A 13378-nucleotide genomic window follows, 5' to 3' on the forward strand; every position below is an offset into this window, starting at 1 on the left:
TCAGCTTCAATCTTGCCGCAAATATAGGTTATCAATTAATCTTATGCCTTCTACGTAGCCAGCAACACATAACGCCACCGGCTGAGAATGGTTTTCAGTGATCTCCGAAAGGTCATCGGGATCTACGAGCTCTACGTATTCGGCTTCCAAACCCTTTTGTCCCTTATAGAAATCATTTATGGCCGTTTTAGTTTCATTTGGAGATCTCCCCTGCTCCCAAAGGCTCTTGCCCATCACCAAACCTTCGTGGAGTTTGCTGGCAATTTCCAACCCCTGAGGGGTGAGTCGTTTGTTTCGGGAAGACATGGCCAGGCCGGATGGCTCCCGAACTATGGGCAGACCAATGACCTCCACAGGGAAAGACAAATCCGCCACCATTCTTCTGATGAGCAAAAACTGCTGCAAGTCCTTCAGTCCGAAGTAGGCACGGTGGGCATTGGTATGGTGAAAAAGCTTGGATACGACCACTCCCACTCCTGAAAAATGTCCGGGGCGAAAGGCGCCTTCCATTACATGGGCCATTCGGCCAAAATCTACCTGCACCTCAGGGGAAGTGGGATACATGTGCTCCACCTCCGGGGTGTAGACCAGGTCCACACCCAGTTTTTCAAGCTGCCCCAGATCGTCAGTGAGGGTTCGGGGATAATTGGTAAGATCCTGAGAATTGTTAAACTGAAGGGGGTTGACAAATATGCTCACCACCAAAAAATCATTGGCCGCTCTGGCCTGCCGAACCAGTGAGAAATGACCCTGATGGAGTGCCCCCATGGTGGGAACCAAACCGATTTTTTTACCGTTGGATTTTAAATCTTCCGTGTATCTAAAAATGTCATTGGGGTGCTTAATGACCTCCATCAAACCAAGAATTAATGTTGCCTAACTTATTGAAAACGTTGATAATATGGCAAATTTATGGTAATTTTGAGGTCATTTTAGATAATCCTCAATAAAATAGCACATCGTATGTCGAATTTAAGAATCCTTTATGTGGCAAGTGAAATTAATCCTTTCCTGAAAACTACAGAAGTTGCTGATTTTGTCAGAAGACTTCCGCAGGCTATGCAGGAAAGGGGTATGGAGATCAGGATTTTAGTTCCAAGATTCGGATTAATCAATGAGCGGAAAAACAGGCTTCATGAAGTGGTAAGGCTCTCTGGCATCAACATCTCTGTGGGTGATGAAGAAAAGCCTCTGATCATCAAGGTAGCATCGATTCCAAATGCCAAGTTACAGGTTTACTTCATTGATAATGAAGATTACTTTCACAGAAAATCAGTCTTCTTCGACAAGGAGGATAATTTCTATGAAGACAATGATGAGCGCGCAATATTTTTCTGTAAAGGCGTTTTAGAGACAGTGAAAAAACTGGGCTGGTCACCGGACATTATTCATTGCAATGACTGGATGACAAGTTTGATCCCACTTTACGTAAAAACCACCTACAAGAACGATCCTATTTTTAAAGAATCTAAAACGGTCTTTACTATCTATGATAACAATTTCAGTCATAAATTTGGGGCTGATCTGCTGGAGAAGGTGAAGATGATCGACATAGACGACAGCATGCTGGGACCACTCAAAACAGCCGATTATGAAGGTTTTGTGAAAATGGGCGTGGAATATGCAGATGCCGTGAACATAGCCAATCAGGAAACCACAGAAAGTTTCAAGAAGCTGATGAACGATCTGGCAGACAAAAGAATTGATACCATTGAGAAGGATGAAAATTTCGAAGATTCTTACTTTAACTTATACAATGAACTTGTTGGATAAACTAACATACTGGATTACATCGGGACTGGCCATTGTGCTGGTCCCGTTTTTTTTTGCCTGTGATGACCCCAGTAGGCTGGGATTGGAGTTAGAATCTGAGGACAATCCGATTGTTACTCAAAAAATGGAATTCGTTCTTCCTGCTTCCACCATTTACATAGACAGTCTTCGGACCGATCAGTTTACGCACAGTATCTTCGGACAGTATGAAGACTCCATTGCCGGCAAGGCCACGGTGGTTTCTTACAACCAGTACAATATTTATGGGGGTGTGCTCCCTGGAGGAGATTCTCTGGAATATGTATCCACCATCCTCTCCTTAAAGGTGGCCGGACAGCGTGCGCAGCGTGGACTGGCAGGTGAGCAGATCATCATTCATGAAGTGAATGACACCCTGTATAATCAGCCTGTATATCTGGCTGACCGAAAGCTGGATCATCGGCCTGAAACCATCGCTGATTATACCTTTGACTACAATCCGTTGACGGATTCCATTATTCAGATCCCGCTCACGGACACCTTCGGGCAGTTTCTTTACAAAAGGCTGGAGAAAGCTACCCTGGGTGGTGTCAATCAGGACTCTCTGCTACTGGGGATGTATCACTACCCGCCGCTGGCATTGATCCCAGGTGCAGGTAATAAGGGCCTGTTTTCATTTGACCTAAAGGACGATACTACCAGGATCTATGTAAACATGAAAAATGCTGCAGGAAAGCTCTACCATTTTTCGTTTGATTTTTCAGATGCACACTATTCACAAATAGACAGAGACCGAAGCTCCGGTAAGTTTAGCGATATTGTCTCCGAATATGAGGAAAGCAACGCCATCACGGGCAGAACTCATCTGGATATGGTGAATGGGATCCATACCAAACTTGACCTGAGTCCCTACTTAGATTTTGTGAAAAGTCACGAAGACTTCATCATCAACAGAGCCACCATTAGCATGGAAGTGGTTCCCCAGGATGAATTTTCCTACATAGAAACGGTACCTTTTATTCGGAACTACTTTATCAAAAGTAATGGCAAGATCAATGGATCGGGTGTCAGCAGAGGAGATGGCTTTAACAATGCGATCCTGACAGAAGCTGATTATGCCTCTTCTGGCAACTCCACCAACATCCTGACGATGGCTTACAACAAAGATAACTCCGAGTACCTGGCCAACGTGACGCTGTTTACCCAGGTACTGGCAGATGACTATACCCTTAGCGACGAGTTTTTAACAGAGCACCTGGTCATCACCAGCCCGGAAACGATCAGCCTGGGTCAGACCTCATTTAATAAGTCAGGCATGAAACTGACCATTTTCTACACCACGTTAAAAGACTAAAACATTCATGTGCGGAATCGTAGCTTACATTGGAGATAAACCAGCTTTCCCCATCCTGATTAATGGACTGAAGAGATTAGAATACAGGGGATATGACAGTGCCGGAGTGGCACTAATGGAGGAAGGAAACCTACAAATCTACAAGAAGCAAGGCAAGGTAAAGCAGCTGGAAAATCTGACCAACGGTCACTCCTTTGACAGCACTGTGGGGATTGGCCATACCAGATGGGCCACTCATGGCGAGCCCAATGACAGAAATGCTCACCCCCATTACTCCAGTAACCACAGGCTCGCGATTATTCACAATGGGATCATTGAGAATTATGGGGCCTTGAAAACAGAGCTGGAGGAAGAGGGATATTCTTTTGAGAGCGATACAGACACGGAAGTGTTTATCACCTTCATTGAAGACATTCAAAAAACACTGGGTGTAAGCCTGGAAGAGGCGGTACGTGTGGCGCTTACGAAAGTGGTGGGCGCGTATGCCATCGTCATTATGTCTCAGGACGATCCGGACAAACTCATTGCCGCCCGAAAGGGCAGCCCATTGGTCATTGGCCTGGGCAAAGGGGAGTACTATGTGGCCTCCGACGCTACCCCCATAATAGAATTCACCAATGAGGTGGTTTATCTCAATGATGAAGAAATAGCCGTCATCACGAGAGCTGGTTTTGAGATTGTGAACACAAAAGACATCCCTCAGAAACCCTACATTCATACGCTGGACCTCAAGCTGGAGGCGATAGAGAAAGGCGGATATGAGCACTTTATGCTCAAGGAAATCTTTGAGCAGCCCAGGTCCATCGCCGACTGCATGCGTGGCAGGATCAATGCCACAGAAGGCAGGCTGATGCTTGGCGGCATTAGAAACTACAGCGGTGCGCTGACGAATGCACAACGTATTGTCATTATCGCCTGTGGTACTTCATGGCATGCCGGTCTGGTAGCCGAGTACCTTTTTGAAGATATCTGTCGCATTCCGATAGAGGTAGAGTATGCTTCCGAGTTCAGATACCGCAACCCGGTGATCAGAGAAGGAGATATTGTGATTGCTATTTCCCAGTCGGGAGAAACGGCTGATACCCTGGCGGCCATTGAGCTGGCCAAGTCTAAAGGCGCTATTGTCTTTGGTGTGGTGAATACCGTGGGGTCTTCCATCTCCCGGGCGACCCATGAAGGTGCCTACCTGCATGCTGGACCAGAGATAGGTGTGGCCTCTACCAAGGCCTTCACTGCACAGCTCACTGTGCTCACGATGATCGCCCTGAGTGTGGCACAGCAGAAGGGTACGATTTCGGATGTGAAATTCCGTGAACTGCTGGTGGAGCTGGAAAGCATTCCTAAAAAGGTTGCAAAGGCACTGGAAAGTGATGGCAAGATCAAAGAGATCTCGGCGCTTTTCAAAGACGTCCATAACTTCCTGTACCTGGGTCGGGGCTACAATTTCCCTGTGGCGCTGGAGGGCGCGCTGAAGCTCAAGGAAATCTCCTACATCCATGCGGAAGGCTATCCAGCTGCAGAAATGAAGCATGGTCCTATCGCGCTGATCGATGAAAACATGCCTGTGGTTTTTATTGCGACGAGAGACAGCTCCTATGACAAAATAGTGTCCAACATCCAGGAGGTAAAATCAAGGAAAGGAAAGGTGATCGCTATCGTGACAGAAGGAGATGTGCTGATCCCCAAGATGGCGGACTTCACCATAGAAGTACCAGCCACTCATGAGGCCCTGATGCCCCTGGTGTCCGTGATCCCTCTGCAGCTCTTGTCTTATCACATCGCTGTGATGCGCGGCAGCAATGTGGACCAGCCAAGAAACCTGGCTAAGAGTGTGACGGTGGAGTAGTTACCGTGTGTAAACCAAATGGTCGCCAGACATCAAAAAAGTTTGAGTGGCCACTCGATGTTTATTCGGATAATCACCTTCTTTCGCATTGCTGATGCTCCATTGTTTTAAGCTCACCTATTTTTTTAAATCCTGGACCGCAAGGTTCTTGTATGGGAATGGACAAACAGCACAACGGATTGGTTGGCTATTTCGCGTCAATCATCCGATTTTCAAAGAGCAATTTTATCGGTTATATTTAAATGTATAACATCAAAAAAGCAGGGCTATGAAAACATGGTACCTGGTGATTTCCAGATGGCAATGGGAATTGATGAAACTTCGGGGATAAGAAGGTTGATTAAAGGAGGCTGGCTTTCGATGAATGTTGTAGCACGCTCCAATCGCTGGTGATATCACATGAGTTTCAAACTACGTCGTTTGATGCTGTAAGGACAATTAAAATAGTGAAAATGGAGTGGAAGTTTAGTTTAGGACAAAGAATCAGAACGGGAGTAGCGCTATTGGTGGTGTTCCTGCTCGTATTGGCCACTAATATGATGGATAGCAACCACTTCAGGATTGTTCAAAGTAATCTTACCACGATATACGAAGATCGATTACTCGCTAAAGACTATCTATATAAGATCTCTCGTCAGATTCAGGTAAAAAGGGAGCTTATTCAGCGTTCGGACATTGAACAATGGAGCGACTTAAACACTGCGCTCAATGACTCCATTCAGACATTGAACGATCGTTTTGCATCTACCCAACTCACTGAGAATGAAGCCTTGGTTTTTGAGTCGCTGAAGCGGAATATTCGATCTTTGAGGGAATATGAGTTGAAGCTACAAAGAAACGATCCTTTGAATACTGAGCTGACTACTTCGGGAAGTGAACGGTACTTTACTGCTGTTTACGACGATTTGGATGCACTCTTCAAAATTCAACTTGAGGAAAGCGACAAGGTGATCAGCAATGCCAATAGAGCTATTGATACAAGTAATCTTATCTCAAGAATTGAAATTGGTGTGTTAATCGCTATCGGACTTTTGATACAACTGTTGGTTTTCATGCGGCCGCTCAAATAAATTTATTTGCCCACGGTGTAATGAATAATCCTGAGTATCTGTCTTATAAAGATGTCTGGGTTTAACCAAGATCAGATGAGTTTTAGGGCATTTGATCCTTTTCAGGCAATTCTAATTCCTGCTGATATTTAAGCTATCTTCCAGGGGTCGAATTTCCCTACTCAGTGCGGCCAGACCGCAAAGTTGCGCCTTCTGAATGTTCAGCTCTTTCAGCATCTTTCGTGCTTCTGGACTTGATCCTCTAACCGCAGTTTTTCATAAGAAACAGTTGTGCGAGTGGCGCAGCTTTACTAGCTTAGTTTTCCATCAGCAAAGTTCGGGACATACGCCCGATAGCTGAGCGTTACCCACAACACCCGCTTCGTAGAGAATATGCCGAACATCGAAATTGCGTCGATAAACGCCAAAAAAATTGACATTGCTCAAGACAGTTTCGAACTAACTGTAAGAACTGGTCAAGGTTTAGAATATGATCGTTGGCTTTTCCATGAGTTTTTAAGTAAGGAAGATGGAATTATGATTCACATTGGCAACCCTGAATTCAAAACTGCCGACCATGACTCTGTCTTTGGGGGCATGCTCATTGACTGGGATTACGAACCAACCGAGATTGCAATTCCAGACTTTGAAGATCCCAATAATGGTGCAAACCAACAATTTCGATTTCAGTTCTTACCTGAATTCAGAGATCAAATTGACCAACTCCTGAACATTGCACTAACGAACTCACCTGTAGGTAAAATCTACTTTTTAACTGACTACCAATTTGGTCCAGACGAGGCGAACTACGAACGAACTTTTCTAATCAGCGACCTTTGGGAACAACACGATTCGAACGGGCTATCTTGGAACACTCTTTACGAACTCTATGGCAAATAAATGCTGTGGGTAACAGACGCTGATCGGTTATATGCCAAAGTGCTTTCTGGCTGGTTTCAGTGCAACTTGACCGTGAATCTGCCGCTGAGGAAAGTTCGGTGCTTTCTACTGAGTGCAGCTTGCAGGAGTTTTCATCTTTCGGAGCGCAGTGCTACTTTGAACCGTTGTGAGCTTCGGCAGATTTCACTAGATTGTGCCCTTTACAAGCCGTGGGCATACAACCGATAGCTTGGCGTTATGATCAATCCCTACTCATCAAATGATACTCTCATGAATAAATTAAGCTTATTAGTTATTTCAATTTTCACATATTCACTCTCATATTCCCAAGTAACTGACACAGGAGATAAAGTTGGCATTGGCCAAACTAATCCTTCAAGTAAGTTAGATGTATACAGAAATAGTGGTAATGAAACTATTGCCACATTTGGAACAAATGAGGGATCTATAAACATTGCTGCAGCTGGTTCTTCTACTGAAAACCCAACATATATTAACTACATTTCTTCTCGAAATGCAAATAATACTGCTTATGAAGACTTTGCCATTAAAACAGGAGGAGGAGTTGGTCAATTTCTTATTAAGACAAATGGAAACATTGGAATTGGGGAATCATCACCACAAGCGATGGTACATATCAAACAAAGTGCTTCTGGTTTAACTCCAACAAATGTCTCAGGTGGTATGTACATAGAAAATAGCGGTTCTAGTAATACACATTATGTATTTCAGACCGCCACCAGTGGCGGAGGCAAAAGCTTCTCAATAACGAATGCAGGGAACGTAGGAATTGGAACGACTTCACCAAATTATCAATTTGAGATTTTCGAAGGTGATGGGAAAGAAACGGTTGCTCAATTTAGAACTAATGAGGGTATAATTGGTATTGCGGCGGCTGGAAATTCAACCGAAAACCCAACTTATGGAAATTACATTTCTTCTCGAAATGCTAGCAATACCGCATACGAAGATTTTGGTTTTAAAACATCATCTGGAATACCTCAGCTTCTGATCAAGACTAATGGAAGTGTAGGAATCGGAACAAACAACACAGGCACTCATAAATTATCAGTTAATGGCTCAATAAGATCAAAAGAAGTCAAAGTTGAAGCCAATTGGTCAGACTTTGTTTTTTACGACGACTATGAACTTCGAACACTAGAAGAAGTCGAACAACACATAAACGAAAATGGACATCTCCCTGAAATCCCAAGTGAAGCAGAAGTAACTGAGAACGGGATCAACCTTGGAGAGATGAATGCTAAACTGCTTCAGAAGATCGAGGAACTAACTCTGTATCTTATTGAACAAAATAAAGAAATCAACGAACTGAAAGAAAAGGTTAGCAGCCTTGAAAACAAATAAAGATCATAACAAACAATAAAATGAATGCGCTTACTTTCTTCGTAGAAACGAAAGCGCTAGATTGAAAGTTTGTTACCTCAAACAAAGTGTGAGCGCACTCATTTTATTTGGACGTTGGCATCCATAGTCTTCAAGACGCATAAGTAACTCCCAAGTGAACGTATTTAAAATAGGAAATAAGGTATTACATATTGAACCTTCCAAGATTTACTGGGAGAATCAACTTTTTGACAACCTCATTGATCAACCGACTGAAATCCGATATGGAATCGCCCCCATTCAATTGGATATGTTCACCATTGGAACGAACTTCAAAATCCAACTTCGGAACGAAAAGAATGACAGATTTAACATATCTCTAAAATCTTACTTCGGAATTGGAAGAGCTAAGAAATATCAACTCTATGAACAGATAGCAGATTCAATCTGGGACAACTTTTTTGCAACACAATTTGCTGAACTGGTAGAGAAATGGGAGAACGGAGAAACTATTGAGGTTGCCAAATTCTTGATAGACTCGAAAGGTATCACCAAGAAACTTGGACCACATAAAATCACCATGAACTTCGATGAAATGAAATTATTTCCAAGGTTTGATCATTTACTGATTAACTCCAACCTGAAGGATGACAAGTTTATGAAGCTTCACTACCTAGATCATTGGAACTGGCCATTGATTAACGAAATAATAAACCGCGCGATCAATACGGATGCCAACAGACGCTGATCGGGCATATGTCTCCCGATAGCTATCGGGAGTCTGGCTGGGTTCAGTAGAAAACATCACCATGAATCTACCGCTGGGAAATGACGGTGCTTTCTACCCCCCATAGTATTCGCTATCCGAAAAGCTGATCGCGCTTTTTTGTAATTAACTGGGAATACTGCTCCATCATTTCTTTTGACAAAAAGGATTGATTAACAAAGGCCAACCACCTATTCGAAAGTTTAGAATATTTATTGAGAATATTCTCTGCAGCCTTATCTGGTATTCCGGAAGTAGTCATTGCGCTAAAAAAATCTGATTTCTTTAATCTCTTCTTTTTCCCACATAGGGTCAGAGCAAGTTCTTCATCATCACCTTCAACCACCAATGCCGAAGCAACTAAATCATATGCCGGAGCCAATTCATAATGACCATAGTTGTTCTTTAGCAATGAAAAGTTCTTCAAATGCATGTCTGCATTCCCAGTGAGGAAACTGAACAATGTCAACTCGTAAAACCTCACCAAATCAAGTCCTGGATTAATACTGCTCCGTTTTATTTCCTTGGCTATCTGTTCATGTGATGATTTATATTTATCCTCCGTAAGACGCCCAAGTAATTGACACATATCTTCCATATGCTGCTTGTTTCCATCTCTTCTATCCATTCTTTTGGTTATGTATGCAAGTTCACCTGAACCCAAGCGAACCAAGGAATGCTCTGCGGTTCGAATATTTGAAATCTCGGCGAGATGCATCGTCAAGTCTTCTATTTGGGGTAGTTCATTCCACTTTGATGACGGAGGTTTTAATATAAATTGCCCCCACAAACCAACGATTGTCAATTTTTCGGATTCATTATCAGGCTTTTCAATATGCAATGACAATTTCGGCTGAACACCTGTAATGGTAGATTTCCCCTTGATCATTTGTTCCGCCAGATTAAGAAGATCTTCTTCTGTATACGGTACATTCGGTGGCTTTGGGAGACCAAATATTTTCTTACTGCAATTTGTATGAAAATCACCTTCTGAGTCTCTATAGCAGTATAAACATGTCATACTAGTGGTTCAATTGATACAGCTCCAATGCAATCTTTACATGCGACGAGAAGAATTCCCATCCTATCCTTTTCATTCACCTTCCAGCTCTTTTGAACAATATCCAAAATCCACCCTTCTGGGATCAGACCATCAAAAAACGGAAATAAAATATTTGATTGATATGCCTTTTCTTGCAGTGGTAATGTTAAACTGATTGGCTCACCTTTCTTAGCAAAGTATTCAGATTCATATTGAAAATGATACCCTTCGTCATCTTCAGTCAGTGTCCCGGCCCATTGGTCCTGATAAAATACTTTAGCTTTTCTCATCTCTGCTGGCTTCTATAGGCCCTAATTCATATCCAAAAAGGTTTAAAACTTGATTAACCTTATCCATTCTCAAGGTTGGTTTTCCTTGCTCCAGTTCTCGAACGAATCTCAAACCAACCCCTGCAGCAAATGAAAGATCTTCTTGTTTCATTCGTGCTTGCTTTCTTTTCTCCTTGATGAACTGCGCTAATGGTGTTTGTTTCATTCTCTATACCCTTACGGGTGTAAATATATGAATTTATCGCAATTATACCCTTAATGGTATAAAAAAATATATTCTTATGCTAATATACCCTAAAGGGTATATATAGGTGATTATTGGTGTTTATGCCCAACCTGATAACTGGTTACCTATAACTCCTTGCTCCATGAAGAACCAGGATCAACTTTGATGCTTATATCTACTTCTTGTTTTTTGATGGTGGAAGCACATTTGATTTGAAAAAAGGCTCCCCACTTAAAAAGTGGAGAACCAGTATGAAGAAGAATTATTGTATTTCAATTTTTCTTTTGCCATCACTATCCGAGAACTTGATGTGTAGCTTTCCGGAATTTTTATCATACGACCAAAACTCTTGATCGACTTCTGATTCTACGATTTTTTTTGAATTTGTCAATTTTAGCTTTTGTCCATCAAGGGATACTCTTTTAGGGCTACTTTTGATTGTAAGTTCAATGATAATGCTTCGTGGTGTAGCTTCACGTGCTTCATGTTTCCTTTCAACCGTCACAATTTTTTGCCCCTCATTACCTAATGTGTTTGTCACTAATGTACTCGAGAAAATATTCTTCTTATAGTCATTAGTTACTCCATCATCTTCATAAAGTGTGAATGAAGAGGGATCGTCAGGACCGTAAACTCTAAAAGTAATCGGGTAATCCTGAACTTGATGTATATACTGCATTACAGGCATCATTGGGATGATTGAACCGGATTTTACAAACACAGGAATATCGTCCAAAGTCACAGGGTAACCGATCCATTGACCTCCTTCGTAGGATTCTCCTGTAAAAAAGTTGATCCATTCTCCTGCTGGCAAATACACCTGTTTGACCTTAGCGCGCTGCTTAGTAACCGGAGCCACTAACAACTCTTGCCCAAACATAAATTGATGTTCTGCTTTTAAAGCTTCTGGATCATTGGGATACTCTAAAATCATTGCTCGCATAATGGGTAAGCCTGTATCATAAGCTTCCCGCGCATAAGTATACAGATAGGGGAAAAGCTGATATTTCAGTTCTATTGCCTTTTTAGATGCCTTTTCGGCTTTGTCCCCAAAGAGCCATGGCTCTACGGCATTATTTCCTTCATGATGGGCTCTACTAATCGGGTTGAAAACCCCAAACTGAAGCCATCTCACATAAAGCTCGGCCATGGCGTCATAATCTTCTATATCTCCACAGTACCCGGAAATATCCGTAGCCCAAAAAGGAATCAGGCCCATTCCTGCAGACAATGCAACCGGAATTTGGTTTTCGAACTGCTGCCAGCCTTCCAGGACGTTGCTACCATTGCCAGCATCACCGGACCAGCCAAAAGTGTAACGTTGCAGACCGGCGTAAGCGGCACGAGTCATTTGAAAAACACGTTGGTTGGGATTCCGCTTTTCGAATTGCTCAGTAACGACCTTATCCCAAGTAAGCCCATACACATTGTGTATTTCGTCATGCATGCCCAGGTGATGCTTCATATAGAGGCGATCCGTACTTTCCTCATTACTCCAGGCAGGCTCACCCATATCGGTCCAGAAACCCTTCACCCCGTCATCCAGGGGTTTTTGCTGATATTGGCCCCACCAATCAGCCACTTCAGGGTTGGTAAAATCCACCACTCCACAATTGCCTCCCCATGGCCAGGGCATGTCATAGGTTTTGTGCGTTCGAACATCCGTAGTAAAATATCCCAGAGAGTCTGCTTCTTTCCACTGCTGAATGGTACTTTGTGAAATGACCGGATCCTGAGACACAACTACTTTAAATCCATCGTCGGCAAGATCAGACAGCATTTGCTTGGGGTTTTGATACCTTTCTTTCCACCATTCAAAATTTTGGAGACCTTCCACCCATCCAATGTCTTGATAAATGATGTCACATGGAATTTGCCTTTCCCGATATCCAGTAGCAATTTCCCGCGACAAAGCTTCATTCGTAAGCATTCCTCTGCTTTGAGAGAATCCCAATGCCCACTTTGGTGGCATAATGGGTTTACCCGTCAGTTGGGTATACCCATTGATGATTTCCTTATAGTCTTTGCCGAAGATGAAGTAAAATATCATTTCACCATCAGGAGCTGAAAAAGAATAGTAATCATTGGACGAGGCTCCGAAATCAAACTCTGTGAGATAGGTATTATCGAAAAAGATCCCGTAATTATAGCTGCTCATAAAAAAGGGAATACTCTTATAAAGTGGATCTTCATTGATTCCATAGCATGGTTTATCGCTGTTCCACATCTTATAGCTCTGCCCCCTTCGGTCAAGTGAGCCCGACTTTTCTCCCAGCCCGAAAAAATGCTCATCATCCCTAAGTAAATTGACAGCTTTTACCTCTGTGCCAGAGTACTGAAAACCTTGATCCTGATAGCCCCCAAATAAAAGTTTCTGCCACTTGTCAAATATCTGCAGCTGAAAGGGTTTTCGATTTACGCGAATTCGCAAAGGACCCGTAAAAATTTCATAAGCTGAAGCAGACTCACTAACCTGAATATTAGAGATCTCTTCCAGCTCTTCGTTGATCACTGCAAAGGATTCATTAGATCGCTGAAATTTACCATCTGGAGCATACCAAATTTTTATTACCGAACTACTCGCTAATTTGAGTTTGATCTTTGCGCTATCCAAACAATGAAATGTCACTTCATTTCTATCAACAGTATAGGCAAAGCAGTCCTCGGGGGTTTGAGATTGCCCAAACAGGTTGAGATACATCCCAACGTATACAAGAACTACTAAAAAATATTTCACGGCATTCATCTGCATAAGTTTAAAGTACTAATAGAACAGAAGGAAACCTGTCCTTCTGCTCACTATTTACTG

General features: G+C 42.7%; 12 protein-coding genes. 7 read left to right on the forward strand and 5 right to left on the reverse strand.

Features of this window, described 5'->3' with window-relative positions; genetic code table 11:
* Window positions 1-6: 6 nt before the first annotated feature.
* Window positions 7-855, reverse strand: a complete 849-nt coding sequence (gene panC / locus ACHKAR_RS16090; RefSeq protein WP_395418413.1) for a pantoate--beta-alanine ligase — start codon at window positions 853-855, stop codon at window positions 7-9.
* Window positions 856-963: 108 nt separating this feature from the next.
* On the opposite strand from panC, the gene ACHKAR_RS16095 reads away from it, so the two are divergent.
* The 7 genes from ACHKAR_RS16095 (at window position 964) to ACHKAR_RS16125 (ending at window position 8993) form a co-directional block, all read left to right on the forward strand.
* Window positions 964-1773 (forward strand): glycogen/starch synthase, encoded by an 810-nt coding sequence (locus tag ACHKAR_RS16095; RefSeq protein WP_159583154.1) that lies wholly within the window; start codon window positions 964-966, stop codon window positions 1771-1773.
* Complete coding sequence (locus ACHKAR_RS16100; protein WP_395418415.1) at window positions 1766-3106, forward strand: hypothetical protein; 1341 nt, start codon at window positions 1766-1768, stop codon at window positions 3104-3106. Before ACHKAR_RS16095 ends, ACHKAR_RS16100 begins: the two co-directional genes overlap by 8 nt.
* A 7-nt stretch (window positions 3107-3113) precedes the next feature.
* Complete coding sequence (glmS, locus tag ACHKAR_RS16105; protein ID WP_395418417.1) at window positions 3114-4952, forward strand: glutamine--fructose-6-phosphate transaminase (isomerizing); 1839 nt, start codon at window positions 3114-3116, stop codon at window positions 4950-4952.
* A gap of 452 nt (window positions 4953-5404) precedes the next feature.
* The gene (locus ACHKAR_RS16110) at window positions 5405-6022 is read left to right on the forward strand and encodes an MCP four helix bundle domain-containing protein (protein WP_395418418.1); all 618 of its coding nucleotides are present in this window, start codon (window positions 5405-5407) and stop codon (window positions 6020-6022) included.
* 372 nt (window positions 6023-6394) lie between these two features.
* Window positions 6395-6901: a hypothetical protein gene (locus tag ACHKAR_RS16115; protein ID WP_395418420.1), complete on the forward strand. Its 507-nt coding sequence runs from the start codon at window positions 6395-6397 to the stop codon at window positions 6899-6901.
* A 270-nt stretch (window positions 6902-7171) separates the two neighbouring features.
* The gene (locus ACHKAR_RS16120; protein ID WP_395418421.1) at window positions 7172-8266 is read left to right on the forward strand and encodes a hypothetical protein; all 1095 of its coding nucleotides are present in this window, start codon (window positions 7172-7174) and stop codon (window positions 8264-8266) included.
* Between the two features lie 154 nt (window positions 8267-8420).
* Complete coding sequence (locus ACHKAR_RS16125; protein ID WP_395418423.1) at window positions 8421-8993, forward strand: hypothetical protein; 573 nt, start codon at window positions 8421-8423, stop codon at window positions 8991-8993.
* Between the two features lie 112 nt (window positions 8994-9105).
* On the opposite strand, the gene ACHKAR_RS16130 is transcribed toward ACHKAR_RS16125, so the two are convergent.
* From ACHKAR_RS16130 to ACHKAR_RS16145, 4 genes are all read right to left on the reverse strand, one after another.
* Complete coding sequence (locus ACHKAR_RS16130) at window positions 9106-9900, reverse strand: HipA domain-containing protein (protein WP_395418425.1); 795 nt, start codon at window positions 9898-9900, stop codon at window positions 9106-9108.
* Window positions 9901-10028: 128 nt separating this feature from the next.
* Complete coding sequence (locus ACHKAR_RS16135) at window positions 10029-10343, reverse strand: HipA N-terminal domain-containing protein (RefSeq protein WP_159583107.1); 315 nt, start codon at window positions 10341-10343, stop codon at window positions 10029-10031.
* Window positions 10330-10548 carry a helix-turn-helix transcriptional regulator gene (locus ACHKAR_RS16140; protein ID WP_395418426.1) on the reverse strand — a complete coding sequence of 73 codons (219 nt, stop codon included), beginning with the start codon at window positions 10546-10548 and terminating at the stop codon, window positions 10330-10332. The genes ACHKAR_RS16135 and ACHKAR_RS16140 overlap by 14 nt, the downstream gene beginning before the upstream one ends.
* Before the next feature lie 283 nt (window positions 10549-10831).
* A complete protein-coding gene (locus tag ACHKAR_RS16145) occupies window positions 10832-13315 on the reverse strand; it encodes a glycoside hydrolase family 31 protein (protein WP_395418428.1) in 2484 nt (827 codons plus the stop codon).
* Between the last annotated feature and the right edge of the window lie 63 nt (window positions 13316-13378).

It is taken from the genome of Marinoscillum luteum (assembly GCF_044005705.1).
Taxonomy (GTDB): Bacteria; Bacteroidota; Bacteroidia; order Cytophagales; family Cyclobacteriaceae; genus Marinoscillum; species Marinoscillum luteum.